We start from the raw sequence: 23,321 nt of genomic DNA on the forward strand, positions 1-23,321 counted from the left end.
CGCGCTCCAAAGGATGATAATCGAATCTAGATTATCGAGCGTTTCGTCGTCGTCGGACCAAGCCAACCAAGCCGAGGCCGAGAGCGGCCATGCTCATTGGTTCTGGAACCGTGCTGACGGTCAGCTGCGACTGTCCGCCTTGAGCAGAAGTCTGGTAGAAGGTCACAACCTTGTTCAAGCTTGCGCCTTGGTTTGCTGCGCCAAAGTACTGAGCAGCGTAGTTGAGCGAGCTGGAATTGACGTTCCAAGCCTTGAAGGTTGGGCCAACAGCGCTGAATGCGGTGCCGCCATTGTAAAGTGCCGACCAGATTGCCAATTGCAGACCAGCTTGTTGATCCTTCGAAGTGGCTGTATCGAAGTACTTGGCAATGATTCGAGCAGCCTTCGCCTGGTTGGTGTTACCGTTCTGGCTGAGGGTCAATGAGCTGTAGCCGTGGAAAGAGTGATCCAAGAAGCTTGTGGCGTCTGCGCAGTAGGTTTTGAGGGTCGCTGAACCATTGGTGAAAAGCAGTGCGCCAACCTTGACGTTGACTGGTGCCTTTGGCATCACCTTGATGGTTGCTGAATTGGCGTTGGCCAACTGCATGCCAGTGAACTTCAGTTGGGTCGTTGCATTCGCGGCAGCGCCAAGGGCGACTGCGGCAACGACTAAGGCAGGGGTTATGATTCGCATATGATTTCGTTCCTATCCTATCAATTTCTTTGAAAAAAGAACTGCATTCAATGCGCCGCTGCAAAACTTTGTTCAGCCAAACAGCGCGCAATTGCACAATTATGCTCGAATTTGCCGGATTTTGTTAGGCGAACCGCAAAATCCAAGTATTTTTCGCAGTGAGGTTCTGCCCCTGATCTTCCGAGGCCCTCGCCCTAAAACCGTACAATTTTGAATAGTTACAAAGTCGTAACTTTTCTAAAAAGTGCAGTTTGTTTCATGAATTTGAACCTGAGGATTATCAAATAGTAAAGCTTTACAAAATCGAATTTATTGATTTTTTTGAAAACTCATCTCTAGACTCAATTTCTCCTGACAACATCAAAAATGCCACGCATAATTAGAAATGCACTAATTCGAAACTGCCTTGTTTTGAACAGTGGACAGTTGCAAGTTGGAGATCAGGATGAAATACCATCTACTTCTTTTAGCACTAGGGATCGGATCTCTTGTTTTCGGTGCATTCGCGGCTGACCCAAACAGAACTCCGACGTCAAGGGCCGAGCAGCTTTTTGCTCGGGCAACCGCCGATGATTTCTTGGGTGATGCGGCCTGTGCCGATTGCCATCCAGATAAGAGCACTGCTTTTCCTAGTTCGCTCCACGCCGCTCCGATGAAGAATTCGAAGCTCCCTCTGAATCAGCAGGGTTGCGAAGGATGTCATGGCGCAGGCGGGATTCACCAGTCGGAAGACAATCCTGACGTCGTTGCCTTTAAAAAGTGGAACGCAAAGGACTCTTCCGCCGCCTGTCTCAGATGTCACGACGCAACGCTGAGTGACGCTCACTGGAAACAATCAGGCCACGCCAAAGCTGGCCTTTCTTGCGTTTCCTGCCACCAAATTCACCCAGATTCCTCGCCAACACCTGAAAAGGGCGACGTTCGCACTAGCGCCGCGAGTAATCCGGCCGACGTAACAAAGATCGCCACGAAGTCGAGCCACGGGCTGTTAAAGGCCTCTGAAGCGAAGCTTTGTGGACAATGCCACGCGCCGCAATTGGCCCAGTTCCGATTGACCAGCCACCATCCAGTGCCAGAAGGGCAAATGCTTTGTAGCAGTTGCCACGACGCGCATCCATCCAAGACGATGAAGGGAAGAGTGGAAACGGATAAGTCGGCTTGCGTCACTTGCCACCGAGAGCAAGCAGGTCCATTCGTATTCGAACACGATCCGGTTTCCATGGGAACTGGTGACGGTTGCGGCGAATGCCATCGACCTCACGGCTCGAACAATCCAAACCTGTTGTCCTCATTCTCTCGCGGGATGTGTGCCCAATGCCATACCGAAAAGTTGGCCGCTCACTATCCTGGCCGAACTTGCTGGACCGCTGGATGCCACGTTGCTCCACACGGAAGCCAGACCGACGACAAATTCTTACAACCATAAAAGGAGGCGCAAAGAAAATGGAAACTCTATCAACACGAACCCGATTACCGATTCTTGGCGCATTGGTCGTGTGCATGGGCCTGGCATGGGCTCAAGAAGCACCACCTGCCGAAACTCCAGCAGAAGAACCTGAAGAGACTGCGGAAGTCAAGCCAACTAACCATTTGGTTGAAATTGGATACTCCGCTTGGACATCCCGCGGCAACTTCCAAAAGTGGTTGCAGTACGGAAACCCATCGAAGGGACTCGGAATTCGTCGCCTCGAACTGCTCTTCCCTGGAAAGGACTTTGCCAAGTTACGGCTTGCCGGAGATCTGAACAGGGATTCAGTGGCCGAGGGCACTCTTAGGCTAGATCAAGGTAGAGGATTGATCAAGTTCAGCGCGAGCCGAAACTTGACCCACGATCCAAGCCCAGTCCTGACCGAAAGAGGATTCCGAAACAACTACGAGCTTGATGCCACTTATATGCTTGGCCGAGACACCAGCGTGTACTTCCAGCATCGACAGCAGTCCAGGCAAAAGGATCACGTCGCTCCATACGACGATGCTCGAACAGTAACCAAAACCTACAATTTTGGCGTTGACACCATCGTTAGCGGAGGAAACCTTGGAGTCCAGTTCGGCGACAGTCGGCATTACGACCGTACGGGTGTTCTGCCAAAGACAGTTCTTCACACCACTCGAGTGAACTACGCGCATCCCGTTGGCGAAACTGCCAACCTCGAAGGAAGCGCGACCTACACCCGCATCGAGCAGCCTGCCAAGCCCGTCGGCGAGGTTCGGTCGCTCAAGTTGAGTGGTGATTGGGCTATTAATCCGCTCAGTACGATCTTCATCACCGTCCGGCGCGATGATTTGGACTTGCCAATGGTGGCAAACAACGCCGTCCGTCAGCGATTCCTCACTTCGGTGAAGTTCGCTCAGACATTGGGGGTAGGCAACCTGACATTGGGTTATCAGCGCAAGAGTTCAGAACGATTCCGCAATGACCGGACCTATGTCGATGTGCCTACCTGGGACAACGTGGAGGCAGCACTAAACGGCGTCTTGGGCAATGGCCTTCGCTACACCGTCAAAGGGTCGTGGAACCACTTGCAAAAGCAGCCCACGTTCCAAACCGAAGACGATTCTCGCGGATTGTATTGGGATGATCGCCTCAAGTTCAGCGTCTCGGTCCGCGGCGGAAACGACAGATTCAACGGATACGCTTCTTACGGCCTGCGGTTCGACCAGAACTCAGCCAGAGACGTGGAGATTAAGACTCACACCATCGCGCTCGGTGGGAACTACAACGTTTCAACTGGCGCCGATCTTTACTTCGAACTGCTGAACGAGACTTCAGCCGCAAGAGGTTTGGTGAGCGAAACGGGTCTGTCGCTGGACTCCTTCTTCCCATCCTGGACCAGCATCGCGCTGGGATATTCGCAAGCGATGGGCGAAAAGGACGCCTGGAGCATTGGATTCAACCATACGTTTGCCCGTAACGACAATCCAGTGTTTGAATACGGCGGCAACATTCGCATGACCCAGCTGACGGGTCAATTCAATCACACATTTTCACCGACTGAAACGCTCGGAATCGTGGTTTCACCTTGGCGATACGACGACAAGATCGACTCTTCAGCACGGTACCGAGCTTCAGTGGTTAGCGTTAGCTACACGCTGAAATTTTAGTCAAAAGGAATAGATAGCAAGATTATTCACTAAGGGAGAAAACCATGAAATCTAGGTGGTTCATTACATTAATCGCAATCGTCCCCGTTGCAGCTGGCTTATTAGCGTTGCAGAGTTGCGGTGGCGAGGGTGGTCCAACGTCTGGTTCAGGCGGCGGGTTACCTTCGGTATCTCAGCAATTCTTAGCTCTATTGAGTGCAGACCAAGCGGGATCTTCGTACATCGGTGCCGAAGGTTGTGTTGCGGGAACTTGTCACGGCGGATCTGGCGCACGCGCTGATGTGTCCGTGTACCAGCACTGGAAAGACACAAAGCACGCTGATAAAGGCGTGAATTGTGAGCGATGCCACGGGCCTGGAAGCAAGCACGCCGCCAACCCAACCAGCACCAACATCCTCAACGGTCCAAAACTGACTTCGCCTGTCGTTTGCGCCCAGTGCCACGGTCCAATCTATGACCAATGGAACTTCTCGCAGCACAGCAAGATCGTCGTGGACCCAGTAGAGGACCTGATCGTTAACCCAACGACCTACGGCAAGAATAGTCGATGTGGCTCCTGCCACAGCGGATTGTTCCGAACCGAGTTGAACGAAGGCGGAGTCGATATCGCCAACGTCAACAACTCCGTAATCGTTGAAATCGGCGAACGCACCTTGGATACGGTTCCCCATACCGCCAACTGCGTAACTTGCCACAATCCTCACAAGAACACAGGCAACTTGACCGACACTGGTGATGAAGTTCAACTTCGCCACAAGACGTTCAATGACGTGACCACGCCAATCGGCCCTGGTCAACCTGCCTCTTCGACAACCACATTCGATCACATCTGTGCTCAATGCCACAACGGCCGTGGTGCAAACCCAGCTGATAGCGCATTGAACTCTGGAACATCGCGCCCTAACATGCACGATAGTAACCAGTACAACATGTTGATGGGATTGGGCGGCGTCGAAGCCGGTGGTCCAGTAACTCCATCGAATACGGCACACGCCTCGATTCCTGGACAATGCTCGAAGTGCCACATGCCAAGCTCAACTCATAGCTTCACCGTAAGCTACGACAAGAGTTGCTCGCCTTGCCATACCGCTGCCGACGCAGCTGCTCGCGTTAACACAACAAAGAGCGACATCGTTGACAAGCTGTTTGCACTGCGAACCCGCATGGAAGAATACGCTCTTGCCCACTATGGCAACCGCGACTTCTGGGACTACACTTCCATTATCACCGCTGAATACGGAACAGGTACCGGTCCTAACCAGTCCACAGTGCCAATCCAACTGAAGCGAGCACGACACAACTACTACTTCATCATTCGAGATCGCGGCTATGGCGTACACAACGCGCCTTATGCACGGCACTTGCTGACAATCGCAAACATTAACATGGAAGCGATTGACGCTCCAGCAATCTCTGCCTCTCGATCATTGACGACATCGTTCAATGAAAAGCTGAAGGTCATTGAACAAGATCTTGCGAGAGCAAGAAAGGCTGAATTAGAGAAATAAACTTCTCTAACATCGCATGAATCAGCCTGGTCGGCGGGAGTACTTTTTAGAAGGAAACCGCCGGCCCAATGTAGAACTAATGAGTAAGAGGATTCCTGAATGAACAATTCCATGACTTTACTTCCAACTCCCGCGCCAGCCTGGGCATTACAGCTCGGGGAATTTGGCAAGTTCTTGGTGGTCATAACGTGTTTGCTCTTCATCGTTTCCTTTGCATCTCTAACGTTTCTAAAGACATCGACATTGGCGTCAAAAATTGGCGCATCGTTTTTCAATGCAGGCGTCGCCGGACTCTGCTCAATTTTCGCGATCTTAGGCACGCTCTTCGTCAACAATCAGTTTGAGTTCGAGTACGTCTGGTCTCACGCCGATAAGTCCAATTCCTGGCCATATCAAGTCGCTGGAATCTGGTCCGGACAAGAAGGATCATTCCTTCTGTGGGCGCTTTGCGCCGGACTTTTTGGAGTTCTCGTCGCGAGGAATGCTGGCGAGTTTAAGAAGCCGTTTCTGCAGGTCTATGGACTGTTTCTCGCTGCGCTCACCGGCATCCTCGCTTACGAATCTCCGTTCAATTTGAACCTCATCGACGGGAAGACAATCGCCAATCCTGCCGATGGCGTTGGGCTTGCACCATCTCTACAAAACTACTGGGTCACCATCCATCCGCCGGTGATCTTCCTTGGATTTGGCTCGCTTACCGCCGTATTTGCATTAGCCGTTGCGGCACTAATCCGGCGCAGCTATACAAACTGGATTCCGATCGTGCGACCGTGGGCGATTATCTCGTTGACCTTGGTCGGACTTGGGCTCTGCATGGGCGGATTCTGGGCATACGAAACCCTGGGTTGGGGTGGATTCTGGATGTGGGATCCGGTTGAAAACGTCAGCTTTGTGCCTTGGTGTTTCATGGCGGCTTTCGTTCACGGAGTGCTCGTTCAGTCGGCACGCAAGAAGTGGCAATTCACTAATATCCTGCTCGGTGGTTTGCCGTTCCTTGCGTTTGTTTACGGAACCTATCTCACTCGCTCAGGAATCCTTAGCGAGACCAGCGTCCATAGCTTCGCTGAAATGGACCGATCGGCTCTCAAGATTATGATGAGCATCCTCGGCGTAACCTGCCTTGGGTTCTTTGGACTTTTGATCGCGCGCTTCATTAAGGATCGTGATAAAAAGCCAGCCGAAACTCCAAAGGTAAGTGGTACCAGTCGTGAGAATTTCTACCGCTACGGCATCATTTTTCTCCTTGGCCTTGGCCTTGCGACAGGGATCGGAATGAGCGTGCCACTTTTCATGGCTCTCTCCGGACAAAAGACAAAGGTGGTCGAAGAGCACCAATATCACATGGTTGTGCCCTGGCTCTTTGTGCCGATCATGTACCTGCTGGCAATCACACCTTTCGTCTCTTGGAAGTCGGTGCCAATGACAGAGATTTTCAAGAAGTTCTACACGATAATGTGTATCACGATCGGCATTACAGGAACTGCAATGCTTGTAATGGTTGTCAGCCCATTTTCGAAGGTCGCTGAGCTGCAAAGAGTTGTAAGTTTTCCTGCCGGTTTAAGCGTGAAGGGATTGGGCTGGGTTCTCTTCCTGACCGCCATGTGCTTGTTGGTCATTGTTGGCAACACCTGGCGACTATTCGAGGTGCGAAAAGCAAAGAAACTTGCTTGGGGGCCGTTCGTCTCTCATATAGGACTTGCGGTATTGATGGTTGGTCTGATCATTTCGAGAGGTTTTGAACGACACTTAACAGCGATGGTGATGGATGGACATCCAGGTCAAGCCTTCACTTATGCCATTAAGTACCGTGGAATGACATCCAATAAATATGACCGCAACAACAAGGTCATCTTTGATATCTTTGATGCACATAAAGGTGAAAAACCACTCTTCAGCATTGCACCTGGCCTGTACTATGTTAAGGGACAAGACGGTACTGAAAATCCGATGATCTGGCCTGATATAAAGCGCCACCCGTACTACGACTTTTACTTCACCTTGAACCCACCTCAATCGGAAGGAACCACGCCGATCGAGTTCAAAGTTGGCGATTCTAAGACAGTGGATCAGTTCACGATCACCTACCTCGGGATGAAGAGGGAAGGTGAAGCTGGGATGGGCGGCACCAAGTTCGGAGCAGAGCTACGGGTCAACGACGGCACCAAGACCTACACGATTACGCCGAAACTTGAGCTCAGCTTAGATTCTTCTGGACCGGTTCACCACGATGCGAACTTGGACAAGTCAATCAAGGTCTCACTGGTTTCGATGAATGCTGCCAATAACTCGGCAACACTCCAGTTCAACTTGGCTAGCCCGATCTATCCGGTCGAGATCTATCACAAGCCACTCACGATTTTCGTTTGGTTGGGCACGGCAATCATGGCGCTCGGTGGATTCATGTCCGCGCTCTATCGCCGCGCACCAAAGGCTACTTCAGACGACAGTTTAGAGCCTGAACAAGGCTCTGATGAGAATCGCAAGGGAACGAAAAAACTTGCACCCATTCACTAAGGAACATCAACAAAAATGAAAAGAATCACATCTATCTCTCTTCTTCTCGGTTTGGGCGCGATGGCTCTCGCACTCGGCACGATGGGCAAAGTGTTCAATGACACTTACAATGTCAAGGCTGACTCGAATCTTGGAAAAGCCAAGTGCGCCGTCTGCCACGCTAAGACAACTGGTGGCGCGCTGAACCCATACGGCACCGACTTGAAGGCAGCATTGAACGGCAGTAAGAAGCTCACAAGTGCAATGTTGAAGAGCGTTGAAGGCAAGGACTCGGATGGCGATGGTCGCAAGAACATCGACGAGATCAAGGCCGATAAAATGCCTGGCAAGAAAGACTAACCGAATACATATTCCAGAGTCACAGCTACGCTTCTGGGCACTGTGACTCTGGAACCCAAACCGTCAAAGCCCCAGAATCTATCCCAAATTTCACCTTTTATGATCAAAATCAGACCTACGAGAAAGCTCCTCCTCGGCATCCTTCCACTCCTGATCGCGATCACACCATTTTTCTTCGCTTTTGCCCAAGCGCAAGAGCCTCCGGCAGAGGAGGCCGTTCCAGTTTCCGAAGCGAATCAAACATGTCTCGGTTGCCACGACCCGGCAAATGAAGGTGCCCCTGGTGTCCACATGGCGGCTCTTCAAGGCTCGCCCCACGCGTCAAACGATTGTACGGACTGTCACGCCGAATTCACCGCGGATGCACCGCATACGACCGAGATGAAGAAGTCGAAGGTCGCCTGCGAAAACTGTCATCCCGATGTCGTTGAGGCATTCAATAGCTCGGCCCACGGCCAAAAAGCGGCGACAGATACCGAAGTTCCAACTTGCATCTCCTGCCACACTGCCGGTACCGATCCGCATGCGATTCAGCCGAGCAATACGCTAACAAAGAAGGCAAGAGTCGAAAAGTGCTCGCTATGCCACAACGATAAGGCGATCATGACCCGCCACGGCGTTGATCCCGAAGCAGTGAGCAGTTATGAAGCCAGCTTCCACGGTAAAGCATTTTTGAAGTTTGAGAACTCTAAGACGGCGATCTGTACCGACTGTCACACCAACCACTCGGTGATGGCCGCAACGAATCCCAAGTCGTCCACCAACGACGCCAACGTGGCCAAGACCTGCGGACAAGCGGGTTGTCACCCAGGGGCAACTGCAAGCTTTGCCCAATCAGGATTTAGCCATCTACACATCACGATCAAAGACAATCCACTTCTTTCAGCCATCGAGTGGTTCTTCAAGATTCTCACGTTTGGTGTGATTGGATTCCTCTTGATGGGCGTTGCGTTCGACATGAAGGCCGCGCTGTTCAGCAAGAAGCCGATCGCGGTTACTCGTCCGGTGGCGTTTACGGTGGCTGCCGCGTTCTTCTTCCTCGTTCTCTCGATCATCCTAGCAGTGCTGAAGCAGCCATACGGCTTGTACACCACGGCCGCTGCAGTCATCATGGGTGCAGCATCTGGCGCGTTCCATGTCGCCTCAAAGCCCAAGCGCGACATTGACCTTCCAGTCGAACGAAGATTCCAGCGGTTTACCGTTTCGCAACGGCTCCAGCACCTGACCTTGATGATCACTTTCATCCTGCTGGTGCTTACCGGAATGCCAATCCGCTATCCAAACAACGATGTGATGCGAGGGGCATATCTGGCTCTGGGTGGAATGGATGTGATGCGCCTCGTCCACCGAGTATCAGCGGTCATTCTGATCATCGCTTGGATCTATCACACAATTGAACTCCTCGTCCGATGGAAGAAAGCTGGATTCTCGATGGATTCGTGGACGATGTGGCCCCGAAAGAAGGACTTCTCAGACGTGGTCGGAACAGTGAAGTACCACCTTGGAATGGCACCAGAAGAACCTGAATTCGACCGATTCCAGTTCCGTGAGAAGTTCGACTACTTCGCCGTCTACTGGGGTATGCCGATCATGGTGTTCTCGGGATTGATTCTGTGGTACCCAGTTTTCTACAGCCAGTTCCTACCAAGTATCGGGCTCCCGATCGCCTTCATTGCCCATAGCGACGAAGCGGTTCTGGCGTTCCTAACCATCGCGACGTGGCACTTCTACAACACACACTTCAACCCTCATCACTTCCCGATGAATCCTGTTTTCATCACAGGTGAAGTAGGAGAGAAGGATATGCAACGCGAACATCCGCTCGAATACAAGCGCATTGTCGAAAGCGGAGAACTCCCAGAGGAGTAATCAGACACAAGAATCCCCGCCGATTTCGGCGGGGATTCTTGTATGTTAGACGTTAAATCTGAAGAGCATCACATCGCCCTCTTGGACGATGTACTCTTTGCCTTCACTTCGTACGAGCCCCTTCTCCTTGGCAGCTTGCATATTGCCACTGGCCACAAGGTCGTTAAAGGAGACTGTTTCGGCTCGAATAAATCCACGCTCAAAATCGGAGTGAATCACGCCAGCGGCTTGAGGCGCGGTCATACCTTGCTTGATTGTCCATGCTCGGGTTTCTTTAGGGCCTGTTGTCAGATAGGTCTGGAGGCCGAGCAAGTGATAGGTCGCCTTGACCAGTTCCTGAAGGCCGCCATCTTCGACTCCTAGACATTTCAAAAATTCAGAGCGATCTTCTTCAGGTAGCTCGATCAGTTCGGATTCAACCTGAGCGGAGATGACGACAACTTCGGCGCCTTCCTTGCTGGCGAGGGCTTTGACGGAGTCAACCCAAGCATTGCCTTTCGCAAGGTCATCCTCGCTCACGTTGGTGGCGTAGATGATCGGCTTTCCGCTGAGCAATCCGAGAGGCGCGATGGCCGCCGCTTCGTCTTCTGTGAGGGTGACTGATCGCGCTGGTTTGCCTTCGTCCAGGACCGGGATGATCTTCTCCAGCGCATCAACTTCGACTTGGGCTTCCTTCTTCATCCGAGCGTCTTTGCGGGCGCGTTCAATTCGCCGTTCGATTTGGGCGATGTCCGAATAAATCAGTTCGAGATTGATCACTTCGATATCGCGAAGAGGATCAACCGAGCCGTTGACGTGAATGATATCGTCGTTGTCAAAGCAGCGAACGACATGGATGATGGCATCCACTTCTCGAATGTTGGCCAGAAACTGATTGCCAAGTCCTTCGCCTTTGCTGGCACCCTTCACCAATCCGGCAATGTCCACCAACTCCAGCCGTGCCGGAAGAATGGTCTCCGAACCGGAAATCTTGGCGAGAACTTCTAGCCGAGAATCAGGGACGCTGACCATGCCGACATTCGGCTCGATCGTGCAGAAAGGGAAGTTAGCGGCCTGAGCCTTCGAATTTGCCACCACTGCATTAAACAGAGTGGACTTTCCAACATTGGGCAAACCGACGATTCCTGCGCGTAACATAGCCTTTAAACGAACCTTTTGGGGACGGGCTATTGTACCGCGCGGGGCTAATTGACTTCCGAAACAAAGACGTCCGTGTTCGAAATCTTGAGGTCGTATTTCTTGCCGAGCACGACGATGCCCTTGATGTTCATGCTTTTCCAGGCCTTCGGTAGATTCGGCTTGCACGATAGCCAATAGCCGTTTTTCAGCTCTTTGGTCCAGTTTGCGCCGGAAACCGGTTCTTCGTCGATCCGAATGCCTGCGAAGCCGTAGAGCACAGTCTGTAAGCATCCCCCCGCGCCAGTCGTAAAGTACGTCAGAGATCGCTTTCGCTTCTCGCTAAACAGCAATAGCGGCTGCTTTGTAAAATCCTTCCAGGACTTCTTCCACTCCGCATAGGCAAGGTCAGGTTGTTGAAGGCGGGAGTAGATCGTCGCGTTGACGCTGTCTGTCATCGCAGGCCCATTTGGAATGGTCTTGTTAGCAAACCTCGACATCATGTCGCTGGCAGATTGAGTGGCAACCTCATCTTGAAGCGGGTAGATCGCCAGGACTCCCGCAGCTTGCTTATATCCCTTGCCGCGGTCACCTTCGTAATTGATCAGGTTGCCTTTCTCGTCACGCGGCATCTTGAGCATCGGTTGAGACGGCAAATACCGCTTGAAAACCTGATTGACCACACAATTGGTGTAGAGGTCATTGTCGCCGGTGAAGTTCTCATCCGGTGACATCGTGTGATTCAGCGATGTGCCTGTGACTCGATCAGCGTAAAAATGGGCCACCGCGCGGCCGATCTCGTTCGAATCCTTGATATCCACCAAACCGAGCGCGCTTGCCAGTTGCAATCCGTGGACGACAGTTGCGGAAATGTGATGTTGGAATCGGCTTGGCCCCGGGACAGTTTCGAGCCCAGTCACGCTCGATTCCCACGGGTACATGATCGCTTTCGGATCTGCTGGAGAATTGCCGAGCTTCTTGCCGTTGCCCACCGGTCGACCTGCGGCAACCCAGTTCAAATAGTTTCGCCGCGCCGCTTCCTTTTTGTTGATCCGATAGAGCGGAATCGTTGCCGCGCGATCCGGATCCAACAGCATGAGAGCAGGGAAGACCCAAACATCTGCGTCCCAAAAGACGTGCCCAAAATAGTAAGTGCTGCTCAGCCCCATTGGCGAAATCGCCATTTCGTTGTCCGGGTGAATCGATGAGCGCAAGTAAAACAGGAACGAGCGAATCGCTTGTTGGTCTTCCACTGGGCCGTCAATCTCGATATCGGTTTCCCAGAAACCGTCCCAATAAGTCTTGGCGCGTTTGGCGAGGTCCTTAAAATCGTCCGCCGGCGGATTACCGTTGTCAAAGTTCGCCGGAATGTATTGGGAAGTCTCGAACTGGTCTTTGGTCAAAGCGTCATCAGTTCGGTTCAAGTCTGCGGTGGTGGCAACCTTGGTCGTCCAACGCTCTGCCCAGATAGGCGGCCCGGCTGGATCGATGATCGACTCCCGGATCACTAGCATGTGACGATCTTTATCCGCGATCGCCCACCGAGTTTCTAGGATTCCCGTGCGCATGTCGAGAGTTTGTTGATAGTTCTCGATCTTCTCAGGATCAAATGGCGGCTGGGTAGTACGCGTCGAATACCAGTTCTTGAGCGGCAAAATACGTTCCTCGCCACCAGACTCGTAGTTCGTGATGGAAAACGCTTCAAGCGAATTGCCTTCGGAATCGAAAGGCGCGGCAGATCGACTGAGCCTAATTCCAACCTGTCCGTTCCAAAGTACGGCTGGAGTCGGATCCTTTGGGTTGGTCTCGCTCAGCACCCATGGATCGGCGGCGGCAGATCGGGAATCGGTCGACTCGCTCGTTGGGGCGGATGACTTGTTACAACCGCAAATCAGCACCGAGCTGCAAGCAAGAATCGATAGCCTTCGCCACATACTCAGCCACTAATCGCACTAGCTTCGGATAACACTGCGCGGACGCTCCAATTGTTCCGCTCCAAACTCTCTCTTGCCTCGTCTTCTGTGAGGTTAGAAAGCTCGCGCACAATCCGGACGCAACGTTCCTTAAGCTTCACGTTCTTCGCTTTGACATCGACCATCAGGTTCTCGATGACCTTGCCACTCAGCACCATTGCGATCGTGCTGATACGATTAAGAACAAGCTTTTGCGCTGTTCCCGCCTTCAATCGGGTGCTTCCGGTCAGAACTTCTGGGCCAGTTTCCAAAACGATCGAATGCTCTGCTTCTTCAATCAGCGGAGCGTTTCGGTTATTGACGATCGCGCAAGTCCAAAGACCTTTTTGCCGTGCATGCCGGATCGCACCAATGACGTACGGCGTCCGGCCAGAAGCCGCGATTCCAAAGACGACGTCGTTTCGAGTTAGAGCCAAATTGTTGAGATCATCGATTGGTGCGTGGGCGTCGTCTTCTGCGTCTTCAACGGCTTGACCGACAGCCGCTTCGCCGCCTGCGTGAAGTGCCACAAAACAGGATGCGTCGATACCGAAAGTGGGTGGCATTTCTGCTGCGTCCATCTTGGCGATACGCCCTGAAGTACCGGCACCGACATAGATCACTCGCCCGCCGGAATTGTAGGCGTGGGCGGCTCGCTCTGCAGCGATGGCGATGGCTTCTTCGGCTCCTTGAAGCGATTTGATGACGACGAGTTCTTCCTCGTTCATCAACCTGACCATTTCTCGAGGAGTCATCCGGTCCAATCCATAGGATCGAGGATTTCTGTTTTCAGTGCTCATACTTGCTTTTCAATTCGGTTAATGGCCAACAACGATGCTCCGCGGACGGGAGATAACGGTATTTCTGCTGTTTCCAGTCCTAATTGAACCTCGAAATGTTCGCGTACGACCGGACTTGATGCCCAGAACCCACCCGCGCGAAAAACTTTAACCAATTGGTTAATCGGGGGATAACAAAGAATATGGTTCTTCACTTGGGTTACGAGTAATTCCACGTTCGCAATCACGATTTCGTGACACATTTCATTGTCGGTTGCTAACGCGGCAATCTTGCTCCCAACCCGTGCGATCTTTGGGGCCGGCGCTTGCCTTGACCGATAAATCTCCGCCAAAACGTCGTTGACGGCCGAGGTTCCGAACTCTTCATCCAGAATCGGCTGAATCACCTCGACAAACTGCACGGGACATCCAGGTTCAAGCAGTTTCTGAATTGCGAGCCGTCCGCAATAGAAGCCGCTTCCACAATCTCCGAGCAGCGGGCCACCCCCACCGGATTTGACAACCGATCCTTCATAAAAACTGCTGATGATCGAACCTGTCCCTGAGATCACGCAGACAGCATCTTCCGAATTGCAAGCGCGTAGTGAAGCATGGAAATCTGGAACCACTTCAAAGTTCTCGTACCCAAGTTCCGTGAAAATCGCCTTCGCAGCGTACGCATCCGATTCGGTCAAAATGCCCGCCATCGCGCAGACGCCAGATTCAAAATTTGGAACCCCTGCAAGGGCCGATGCAAGGCTCTCTTTCAGCTGATCTCGGGGCGTCGAAGCCCAGTTAGACGAACCGCCGGTGCCTTCAAAGGCCACTGTTCCGTCCAGCAGAATGGCTTCGGCTCTGGTGCTCGAACCACCGCAATCCAGCCCGACAACGATCAAACGGCGCTCCCTTTTGTAATCCTTGCTTCAAGCGGAATCAAAATCACGGCAAACATGACGATACCAGCACAGGTGAGAAATGCGGTGGAGGCTCCACGGGTGTCGTACAGAACGCCGGTAATCAAGTTGGCAAAAATCGTCAGAACCCCTTGGGCGAGGGCAAAAATCCCAAGCGCAGAGCCTCTCGCGTTTGCAGGAGCAAGGTCAGCAATGAGGGCCGTACTGACCCCTCGAAAAATCCCGACGTGAAGTCCGTACACGGCAAATGCAAGCACAATCCAAGCCGCCGGAAGGGAAGCCATCCCAGCATAAGCTATGGCAAACAGAGTCCAACTCGCAGCCAGAACGCCCCACCGACCGATTTTGTCGCTGAGCTTGCCCGCCGGGGCAGAGCTCAACGCAAAGACGATATTGTGCAGAGCATACAACCCGATCAACTGGTCGTCTGAGTAACCAAGACTCTTCGCATGAACGAGCAAAAACGCATCTGATGAGTTCGCCAGGGCAAACAGTCCCAGTAGCCCCAGTCCCCACCAAAATTTCCGTCCGACTGACTTGAAATCGAACTGCAATTTGGTCTTGGTTTGAGTCTCTACAGGTTGGTCTTTCAACCGAAACGACAGCGCGACCGCGATGAGGCCAGGCAAAGCCGCGACCAAAAACAGGGTTCGGTATTCGCCAGGCAGCAGCCGAATGAAGACGAACGATACCGCGATCCCGGCAACCGCGCCCCATGTATCTAGGCTACGGTGCCACCCAAAAGCATGCCCGCGATGTTCCGGGTCAACAGATTCAGTGATGAGCGCATCTCTTGCCGCTGTTCTAAGACCCTTTCCTGTTCGGTCCAAACCACGTGCCAAAAGCATGACCGGCCAACCAGTCGCAAAAGCCATGATGGGCTTGCCAAAAGCACTCAAAAAATAGCCTGAACGTACGAAGGGCACGCGCTTCTGGATGCGATCACTCCAGATTCCACCCGCGCCAGTTGTGAATTTGACGATCGCTTCTGCAATCCCCTCAATGTTGCCAACGATAGAGGGGGGAATCTTCAGAACTTGCGTCATGAAAATCGGCGTCACGACGTAGACCATCTCGCTGCAAACGTCCGCCCAGAAGCTTATCCATCCCATCAGACGGACTTGGGTCGGCAGGGGTTTGCGGTCCGACATCGCCTCTATCATATACCGAGCGGTGCTAAACTCGTGGTGCCACTTTGGCTTGTTTTCCCATGAAACGATATCAAGGCGAATCTTTACCTGACCGTCCCCGCATTGCCGTGGTGGCGAACGATGCGATCGGAAACTTCGTGGTGGGCACCCCCTTGATGCAAATGCTCCGGGAAAAGTTCTCGCCCTGCACGCTGGATTACTACGGTGGCACGCGGACCTGGGAATTGGTGGAAGCCTCGGACCTCATTGATTTTGCTCATCCGGCGCACGGAGCTCAACCCAACCAAACTGCAAAGGTTATCGCCGAGCAAACTGAAGATCGGGACTACGACTTGGTCGTCAATGTGGAATGGACCGGATTTGCAAAATCAGTCACAGGAATGCTCTGTGGGCTCGGAACCGCCGTCTGTGGTCCGTGTATCGGAAATGGTGGTCGCGGAGACTTAGCCTGGCCGTCAGACGATCGCGGTGCACTCTGGGCGGATCAAGAGTGGCTCTCAGAGGAAGTCACTAGCCGGTATCCGTTTTTGAAGTCGGGATTTATCGGCGAGATATTCTGCCGACTAGCCTATCTAGACGGCGACGTGCCCAATTACCGTCTTCCAGTAGCAGACCCTAAAGTTTCGGTGCCAGACGTTTTGATTGCCACCGCTGCGAGTCTGCCAGAGAAGCTCTGGGCGCACGAGAAATGGATTTCACTCCTATCGAAGCTAAAGGCGAGCGGTTTAACCATCGGGTTAATTGGCGCGCCGAAGGCGAAACAAGCTGAGTTCTGGAACATAGCCGACACGGAAGATGATCTTGTGAATGCTGGGATCGTTCAGGATTTCAGGGGCGCGTTCACGTTGCCGCAGGTTGTCGGAGCGCTCGGGCAAGCCCGAATGGTGCTCTCGATTGATAACGGAATCATGCACCTTGCGGCAGGGACAGATACTCCGATTGTTGGATTATTCCGCCACGGGATTCACCGGCTCTGGTGTCCTCCGCGCGACGGCATCACCGTTCTGACTCCGGGCGATGATTCTTTGGTTGCGGCTATCGACGAAGCCGAAGTCGAACTCGCAGTCCGAAAGATTTTGGGATAAAGTGTAGGCATGCAACGCATCGCATTCGGCGTCGTTTTCGCCAGTATGATCGCCTTTTCAGGCGCACAAGACAAACCGAAGTATTCCTTTGGGTTTAACAAAGTTGAGTTCATCGAGTCGATGCACTTTAATCCGAGGCCGATTGATGCGCTTGTCGACACGGTGATCTTGCACCACACCGCCGGACCGACGACTGCCAGCTGCGTTGATTGGTTTTTGAACCCAGAGAGCAAGGTCAGTTCCCACTACGTCGTTGGACCAGATGGCTCTATTATCCAAATGGTTAACACGTTCTACCGAGCGTGGCACGCAGGTGCGAGCAAGGATTCCTTAGGGCGAGAGAATGTCAACAACTTTTCGATCGGAATTGAAATCGTGAACGTTGGCGACGGCAAGCACGATTATCCTGCCGATCAAGTCAAAGCCGTTAGAAACCTTGTTGGTTATCTGTGCCGCACCAAATATCGGGGGCAAATCAAACAGATTTCTAGCCACGAGTACATCGCGGTGCCACCAGGTCGAAAAAATGATCCGATCAACTATCCCTGGTCGAGCCTGTATAACCTCAGCGAACAGCTTCAAATTCCGTTGATTTACGGTCGAACTGACCAGACGGTCACGCGGTACGAGCCCTGGGTAAAGCGCTAACTCGCGAGGAGCTGAGACCAGCGCGCTTGATCAATGCGACCGAGAGCAGCGAATTGGAGGCCCACACGGCACTTTTCGCTGTCCTCGCCCTGCCCAAACCGGCTGTAGACGACTTCGGTTTTGATCTCAATCGGACCCATTTCGGTTTTGACTGCAAACCGAACCTTGTCTCCAGTTTCGAATGAAATTGGTGATTCGATTCCGATGCCTTGTGGCGCGATATCGACGATTTCGACTTCGTGCGATTCGCCCGAGTCTGTAATGATTGTGCCCATCGGGAGCATCGAGCGGCGGCGTGCTTGAGGAAGTGGCGGGTCCATTCGGACCAGCGATGGCACCGTGAAATAGCAATGACCGTCGACAAGCCCGACATAGGTTGACTCGATTGAACTTGAAGCCTTAACGCTCGACAGAAAAATCTCGAATGGCTCTCCGGCCATGAATTCGTCGTAATGATCCAGTTTCAGCACGAGCCGCGACTCTGGGCCGTCGGTGACCCAACCATAGAATTGGTCTCCCGATGACTTTCGGACTAACCTTGCTCGCGTGCTAATGAACGGTTTCATAGGTGAAGGACTTTATTCGAATCCGATTTTCATTATCGGCACAGCATCCCAAAAATCCAGCGCTCTGAATTGAAGATATGCCGAAACTAGCAAGAATTGGGGGCAAAGACTCGCTGAATCAAAAAAGTATGATCAATTGAGCCAGCAATCCCGTCTAAAAATGGGTATCGTGCATCGGCACGTAGTGCCAATCGCTATACTGCGTAAATAAGAGAGGTTGAACGAGTGAATCGTCTATCACGATTGATGCTATTTTTAGGGGCCTTCCTTTGGGCTCTCGGCTTGGTGTCGCCGGCTAGCGCTAGTTCCTTTGTCGATAAGTTGACTGGACCGTCAACAAATCCGACCAAGGATGCTATGGCGCAGGTTCGCGGCAACTACCTGGAGAACAAGGGTCAATGGAATAATCAGGCCCTCTTTGTCACCCAGTCCGGCGGACTCGACTTTTGGGTCACCCGAACTGGCTTTGTTCTTGATAGTTTCAAGATCACCGACGGAAAGGAACAAGCTTCGTTTCTGAAGGAAGAGAGCGGTGCGCGTCCGCGCCAAATGTTCCGCGAAGGTCAAGTCGTCCGATTTGATCTCGTTGGCGCAAAAGGCAAGGTCGAAGCTTCTGGCTCAAATCCGATCGATACGAAGATTGATTTTGTGGGAATCGGTCGACCGACCCACACCGGAATCCACTCGTACGACGAGACACTGGTTTCCAACATTCTTCCAGGCGTCGATGCCCGATACTACAAGCAGGACGGAAAGCCACGCTACGACTTGATCGTTAATCCTGGTTCGAAGGCGACACAGATCGCGTTCGATATCGTTGGTGCAAACGATGTTCAAGTGTTCGAGGATGGCCACGTTGGAATTCTCACCAATTCCGGTTGGCTCCACCAAAACGAGCTCTTGGCCTATCAAGGCGAAGGCGCGAATCGAACTCAAGTGGCTTCGAAGTTTGAAGTCACAGAAACCAAGGGTGGCTATCGCCTCAATTTGGTTGTTGCAGATTTCGACCGCACTCGTCCGCTGGTCATCGATCCTGTGGTTTACGGAACTCACTTCGGTGGAAGCACTTCCAGCGATCCAGACAACGTCCCATCTCTCGATGAGGTTTGGCATGTTGCGTCGGACAATGCGACTCGTGCTTATTTCACCGGTTTCACAACCAACATCGATTTCCCAATCACTGCTGGCCCATATGGTGTCACACCAGTTCAAACAGAAGCCTTTGTTGCTGCGTTTGAAGGTGACGACTACGACGTAATTTACGTCGCCTTCGTCGGTGGCGCAACCAATGATAAGGGTCGGTTCGTTCAAGTCGACCAGTACGGTAACGTCTGGCTCGCAGTTGCCACGCAGAATCCTGCGTTCAACGGCGGTATCGATCAAGTTCTTCGGCTGCAAGCTGGCAACCCTGCTCCAACGAGCGGTTCGTTCCGGCTGACCTATGCCAGCCAAGTTGTGACTTTGCCATTCAACGCAACTGCGAATGATGTGCAAACCGCTCTGAACGCACTAACTACTATTCCTTCGGGCGGCTTTGTTGTCACCGGTGGTCCTCTGCCTGGCACGAACATCCGAATCCGAGCATTCGATCCTAACGCAACTGCTCTGACAGTTCAGAATCAAGCCGCTCCTTACCGAGTTTTGCCTACTACCAACGCGTCGACTCAGTTCATTGATGCTGACACGACTAACTGGGGCTTCACTCCAACTGGCGGTACGTTCAAGCTGACTGTGCAAGGCGTGGGAACAACTGGAAACATCGTTTTCAACGCGACGGCAACAAACATTCAGAACGCCCTTCGCGGACTGCCTGGATTCTTGTCGCCACCACGATCAAGCGTTGTTGCTAACCCAGTAACTCCGACGACATTGCCTACGGGCCGATTCCAAGTTGACTTCATCACGGCAGCCGCCGCACCGGAAGTCCGTGCCCCAATGACCGTCGACAACACCTTGTTGACAACGAGTAACTATCAACTCGCTGCTAGTGCAGGTGCTGCCGATGCAGCGGTCGTTATTCGCTTCACCAAGGATGCTTTCGGTTTGGTTCCGGCCAATTTCCGAACGTTCAGCGGTGTTGCGACATTGCCAGCTGAGTACAACGCGTTCTACGATCGCAGCATTTCCGGATTCTCGGTCCGCCCGACCACAACCTCGTCGGGTCCGGTCGAAATCTTGCTGTGCGGTAACGCGCAAACGATGGGCGACATTACGGCAGCCCCGCCAGCAAATGCAAGTCGAGGTTATTACATGACCTTGACCTACACGAGCGGCAGCGGTATCCAAATCAACCAAGCGAAGTCCGGCTATGTTGGTGGTAGCGCCTTTACCCAGGTTCACCACGGACTGATGGATTCAGATGGATCGATCATTCTCACCGGCGAAGTGGAAGTTCAAACCCCAACCGGTTTTGGAAACGCTACGCTTGGCCCAACGAGCACCGTGTTTGCCACCACTACTGGTGGATGGGCGAACAGCAACTTGCTTCGATCGCGTGACGCGTTCTTGCGCAAATTGAACCCAGATGGAACAACCATGTTCTCTGGTGTGATTGGTGGAAGTAACGAAGATCGTGCGGATCAGATTGCGCTCGATAGCCTCGGCAATATCTACATGGTTGCTCGAACTCGTTCGTTCAACTATCCTCGTACTCTCAGCGCGTTCGACCAAACTCCACAGAACAAGGTTGTCGTCACGAAGATCAACTCTTCCGGTACGCAAATCGTGTTCAGCACTGGTTTGAAGGCCCGCGTTGTCTATCAGCCAACGGTTAACGAAGTGGTCGGCGCACCGCCAGCACCAACTCGTTTTGACAACTACCTTGATCCGTACGCTATCGCGGTGGATCAACGCCAAAACATCTACGTTGGTGGATCATGCGTCCGCGGTCAAACCGAAACGACGATCCCAATGACCTTGACTCCAGCTGCACCGTTCATCACTGGGCAGATCGCAGCACTGGATACAACTCTCGGAGCTGGCACTCAAGATGCATTCTTGACCGTTCTCAACCCAACCGCAACTGGACTTCTGTTCAGCACGTTGATGGGATCTGAAGATTCGGCGGAATGGGTCAATACGGTCGTTTGCGACCGTGCTGGTGCAGCGTGGGTCGGTGGCGGAGAATTACTGACCCGCCTCCCAACTGCTCCATGGGGACTTCCAAACGCGTTCCTAAGCCCACTTGCATTCAAGTTCTCGGCTGACGGTTACGATGGATATCTCGTCAAGTTCAAGCTGATTCAGCCGATTCTTGACACGATCACCGTCACTCCACAAGATGTGGCCGGTGGTCTTGGATCGACCGCACTCGTGCAAGTCACGTTGCGATCGCCAGCTCCAAACGGTGGTGCAACAGTCACCCTCCGATTGAGCAACCCAACCGTTGCACGGTTTAACACCGAGAACGGTCCTACTAACCTTCGAATCACCATCCCACAAGGATCGGTTTCGTTCACGACTCCGGTTACAGTAGCCACCAAGTTGGTCGCTGCTCCAACCAGCGTCGATATCCGAGCCGAACTCGACGGTGACGCGAAGACTGCAAGGTTGAACGTTCGTCCTTGGATGGAATCGTTCACGTTGGGTACCAACGCTATCCCTGGTGGAGAAATCGTCAACGCCACAATCACCATTTCGCAGGCAGCACCTGCAGGCGGAATTCCGGTGACCATGGACGCTGACAGCACCTTGGTGACCTTGCCAACAAACCTCACTATCCCAGCAGGTCAAACTTCGATCACCTTCGGTATTCCAACCGCAGGAGTCGATGTGGTGACCGACGTCAACATCACAGCCACCATCGGTGGTGTCGGTGTCACTCAGCCATTGCAGCTGTTGCCACCGATTGTCGAATCGTTGACGATCGCTCCAGACCGCGTGAGCGGCGGAGAAGTGACCACCGGATTCATCCGAATCCAAGGTCTCGCTGGTCCAAACACAATCGTATCGCTCAGCCAGACTGGCACCACTTCGGTGACGATCCCGGCGACGGTACAAATCCCACAAGGTGATGATGAGGTCGAGTTCTCGATCCAAACGAACTTTGTGTCTACAAACTCGTCGGTTGTCATCACCGCTCTGCTGAACGGATCGACAGCGACCGATACCCTGTTCGTTGACAATACACAAATCGTGAACGTTGTTCTTAACCCAACAACAATCACAGCTGGTGGAATCGTCAATGGTCAGGTGAACCTGACTCGACCTGCCGGATTGACCGGTCTGCGAATCCCGCTGACCAATAGCAATCCTGGTGCAGGCGACATCATCAACGGTGATCCTAATGACCCACTCGCCACAGACGTGGTCGTGGTGCCTCCGGGAGCAACCGCAGGTAACTTCCAGATCCAAACGAAGCCAGTCGCTTCGCCACAGATCCTCACGGTTACTACAAACAAGCCAGGCTACGCCGTTGCTTCGGCCAACCTGACAATCAACCCGCTAGTGGTGAGCTTCACGTTCAGCGTGTCGCCAACCATCATGACGGGCGGACAAAACGCAACTGGGACCATCGCGTTGGCAGCGGCCGCGCCGATTGATCTCACGTTCAACCTGTCGGACACTAGCTCGAACTTGTCGATGCCTGCATCGATTACAGTTCCTGCTGGTCAAACATCGATCACCTTCCCAATCACTTCACAAGTGGTTGCGGCGATTGATGATGTCACGCTCACCGCGTCGCTCTTCAGCTCTTCGCGAACAGCTACCATCCGGTTGCTGCCTCCTGGAGTCTCGAGCTTCACGTTAACGCCGAATGTTGTGCCATGGGGCACCTCATCGACAGGCCGAATCGTCCTGAACCAACCAGCACCTGCCGGTGGAACGCTCGTGAACATCACGAATAACAATCCGTTGTTCGTCACACACGTTTCGTCCATCGTGATTCCTGCTGGTCAGACCGAAGGAACGTTCACAATCAACACGTTGCAAGTCACTCGAAACATCTCGGTGACGATGACAGCAACCTTGCCGGCAAGAGCTCAAAGCTACACGGCGTTGCTGACCATTACAACGCATCCGTAACCTGAACTTACGGATAAAAATCACATCGGCCCTGGCAACCTGCCAGGGCCGATGTGCGTATATTGAAGCGTCTCAGATGA

At 52.9% G+C, this 23,321-nt stretch carries 16 protein-coding genes; 9 read left to right on the plus strand and 7 right to left on the minus strand.

Features of this window, described 5'->3' with window-relative positions:
• Nucleotides 1-31: 31 nt before the first annotated feature.
• On the minus strand, nt 32-673 hold the full coding sequence (locus J0L72_03355) for a PEP-CTERM sorting domain-containing protein (protein ID MBN8689812.1): 642 nt from the start codon (nt 671-673) through the stop codon (nt 32-34).
• 445 nt (nt 674-1,118) lie between these two features.
• Between J0L72_03355 and J0L72_03360 the strand changes: the two genes are divergently transcribed.
• The 6 genes from J0L72_03360 (at nt 1,119) to J0L72_03385 (ending at nt 10,005) form a co-directional block, all read left to right on the plus strand.
• Nucleotides 1,119-2,099 carry a hypothetical protein gene (locus J0L72_03360; protein MBN8689813.1) on the plus strand — a complete coding sequence of 327 codons (981 nt, stop codon included), beginning with the start codon at nt 1,119-1,121 and terminating at the stop codon, nt 2,097-2,099.
• A gap of 17 nt (nt 2,100-2,116) precedes the next feature.
• Nucleotides 2,117-3,775, plus strand: coding sequence for a hypothetical protein (locus J0L72_03365; protein MBN8689814.1), 1,659 nt, complete (start codon nt 2,117-2,119; stop codon nt 3,773-3,775).
• Nucleotides 3,776-3,819: 44 nt separating this feature from the next.
• Complete coding sequence (locus J0L72_03370; GenBank protein ID MBN8689815.1) at nt 3,820-5,283, plus strand: cytochrome c3 family protein; 1,464 nt, start codon at nt 3,820-3,822, stop codon at nt 5,281-5,283.
• Nucleotides 5,284-5,382: 99 nt separating this feature from the next.
• Nucleotides 5,383-7,797: a cytochrome c biogenesis protein CcsA gene (ccsA, locus tag J0L72_03375; GenBank protein ID MBN8689816.1), complete on the plus strand. Its 2,415-nt coding sequence runs from the start codon at nt 5,383-5,385 to the stop codon at nt 7,795-7,797.
• Nucleotides 7,798-7,812: 15 nt separating this feature from the next.
• Nucleotides 7,813-8,136, plus strand: coding sequence for a hypothetical protein (locus J0L72_03380; protein MBN8689817.1), 324 nt, complete (start codon nt 7,813-7,815; stop codon nt 8,134-8,136).
• 99 nt (nt 8,137-8,235) lie between these two features.
• On the plus strand, nt 8,236-10,005 hold the full coding sequence (locus J0L72_03385; protein ID MBN8689818.1) for a cytochrome b/b6 domain-containing protein: 1,770 nt from the start codon (nt 8,236-8,238) through the stop codon (nt 10,003-10,005).
• A 45-nt stretch (nt 10,006-10,050) separates the two neighbouring features.
• Here J0L72_03385 and ychF read toward each other — a convergent pair whose 3' ends face one another.
• Genes ychF through J0L72_03410 form a run of 5 tightly spaced genes read right to left on the minus strand, consistent with a single transcriptional unit; the run spans nt 10,051 to nt 15,917 of the window.
• Nucleotides 10,051-11,142 carry a redox-regulated ATPase YchF gene (gene ychF / locus J0L72_03390; protein MBN8689819.1) on the minus strand — a complete coding sequence of 364 codons (1,092 nt, stop codon included), beginning with the start codon at nt 11,140-11,142 and terminating at the stop codon, nt 10,051-10,053.
• A gap of 47 nt (nt 11,143-11,189) precedes the next feature.
• Nucleotides 11,190-13,055, minus strand: a complete 1,866-nt coding sequence (locus tag J0L72_03395) for a hypothetical protein (GenBank protein MBN8689820.1) — start codon at nt 13,053-13,055, stop codon at nt 11,190-11,192.
• 2 nt (nt 13,056-13,057) lie between these two features.
• Complete coding sequence (locus J0L72_03400; protein ID MBN8689821.1) at nt 13,058-13,873, minus strand: N-acetylmuramic acid 6-phosphate etherase; 816 nt, start codon at nt 13,871-13,873, stop codon at nt 13,058-13,060.
• The gene (locus tag J0L72_03405) at nt 13,870-14,748 is read right to left on the minus strand and encodes a hypothetical protein (protein ID MBN8689822.1); all 879 of its coding nucleotides are present in this window, start codon (nt 14,746-14,748) and stop codon (nt 13,870-13,872) included. Before J0L72_03405 ends, J0L72_03400 begins: the two co-directional genes overlap by 4 nt.
• Entirely contained in the window at nt 14,745-15,917 is a 1,173-nt protein-coding gene (locus tag J0L72_03410) for an MFS transporter (protein MBN8689823.1), read from the minus strand. Before J0L72_03410 ends, J0L72_03405 begins: the two co-directional genes overlap by 4 nt.
• Nucleotides 15,918-15,976: 59 nt before the next feature.
• Between J0L72_03410 and J0L72_03415 the strand changes: the two genes are divergently transcribed.
• Both J0L72_03415 and J0L72_03420 read left to right on the plus strand, forming a co-directional pair.
• On the plus strand, nt 15,977-17,002 hold the full coding sequence (locus tag J0L72_03415; GenBank protein MBN8689824.1) for a glycosyltransferase family 9 protein: 1,026 nt from the start codon (nt 15,977-15,979) through the stop codon (nt 17,000-17,002).
• A 9-nt stretch (nt 17,003-17,011) separates the two neighbouring features.
• Complete coding sequence (locus J0L72_03420; protein MBN8689825.1) at nt 17,012-17,650, plus strand: N-acetylmuramoyl-L-alanine amidase; 639 nt, start codon at nt 17,012-17,014, stop codon at nt 17,648-17,650.
• On the opposite strand, the gene J0L72_03425 is transcribed toward J0L72_03420, so the two are convergent.
• Nucleotides 17,647-18,216, minus strand: coding sequence for a PilZ domain-containing protein (locus tag J0L72_03425; GenBank protein MBN8689826.1), 570 nt, complete (start codon nt 18,214-18,216; stop codon nt 17,647-17,649). The two genes, J0L72_03420 and J0L72_03425, sit on opposite strands and share 4 nt — an antisense overlap.
• A 246-nt stretch (nt 18,217-18,462) precedes the next feature.
• On the opposite strand from J0L72_03425, the gene J0L72_03430 reads away from it, so the two are divergent.
• The gene (locus tag J0L72_03430; GenBank protein MBN8689827.1) at nt 18,463-23,241 is read left to right on the plus strand and encodes a hypothetical protein; all 4,779 of its coding nucleotides are present in this window, start codon (nt 18,463-18,465) and stop codon (nt 23,239-23,241) included.
• The last annotated feature ends 80 nt before the right edge of the window (nt 23,242-23,321 follow it).

The sequence above is a fragment of the Armatimonadota bacterium genome (assembly GCA_017303935.1).
Taxonomy (GTDB): domain Bacteria; phylum Armatimonadota; class Fimbriimonadia; order Fimbriimonadales; family Fimbriimonadaceae; genus JAFLBD01.

What these genes read in the sequence shown, in the direction of transcription:
- J0L72_03355 (MBN8689812.1), bottom strand. Translation starts at nt 673, where the DNA reads ATGCGAATCATAACCCCTGCCTTAGTCGTTGCCGCAGTCGCCCTTGGC.
- J0L72_03360 (MBN8689813.1), top strand. Translation starts at nt 1,119, where the DNA reads ATGAAATACCATCTACTTCTTTTAGCACTAGGGATCGGATCTCTTGTT.
- J0L72_03365 (MBN8689814.1), top strand. Translation starts at nt 2,117, where the DNA reads ATGGAAACTCTATCAACACGAACCCGATTACCGATTCTTGGCGCATTG.
- J0L72_03370 (MBN8689815.1), top strand. Translation starts at nt 3,820, where the DNA reads ATGAAATCTAGGTGGTTCATTACATTAATCGCAATCGTCCCCGTTGCA.
- ccsA (MBN8689816.1), top strand. Translation starts at nt 5,383, where the DNA reads ATGAACAATTCCATGACTTTACTTCCAACTCCCGCGCCAGCCTGGGCA.
- J0L72_03380 (MBN8689817.1), top strand. Translation starts at nt 7,813, where the DNA reads ATGAAAAGAATCACATCTATCTCTCTTCTTCTCGGTTTGGGCGCGATG.
- J0L72_03385 (MBN8689818.1), top strand. Translation starts at nt 8,236, where the DNA reads ATGATCAAAATCAGACCTACGAGAAAGCTCCTCCTCGGCATCCTTCCA.
- ychF (MBN8689819.1), bottom strand. Translation starts at nt 11,142, where the DNA reads ATGTTACGCGCAGGAATCGTCGGTTTGCCCAATGTTGGAAAGTCCACT.
- J0L72_03395 (MBN8689820.1), bottom strand. Translation starts at nt 13,055, where the DNA reads ATGTGGCGAAGGCTATCGATTCTTGCTTGCAGCTCGGTGCTGATTTGC.
- J0L72_03400 (MBN8689821.1), bottom strand. Translation starts at nt 13,873, where the DNA reads ATGAGCACTGAAAACAGAAATCCTCGATCCTATGGATTGGACCGGATG.
- J0L72_03410 (MBN8689823.1), bottom strand. Translation starts at nt 15,917, where the DNA reads ATGTCGGACCGCAAACCCCTGCCGACCCAAGTCCGTCTGATGGGATGG.
- J0L72_03415 (MBN8689824.1), top strand. Translation starts at nt 15,977, where the DNA reads ATGAAACGATATCAAGGCGAATCTTTACCTGACCGTCCCCGCATTGCC.
- J0L72_03420 (MBN8689825.1), top strand. Translation starts at nt 17,012, where the DNA reads ATGCAACGCATCGCATTCGGCGTCGTTTTCGCCAGTATGATCGCCTTT.
- J0L72_03425 (MBN8689826.1), bottom strand. Translation starts at nt 18,216, where the DNA reads ATGAAACCGTTCATTAGCACGCGAGCAAGGTTAGTCCGAAAGTCATCG.
- J0L72_03430 (MBN8689827.1), top strand. Translation starts at nt 18,463, where the DNA reads ATGCTATTTTTAGGGGCCTTCCTTTGGGCTCTCGGCTTGGTGTCGCCG.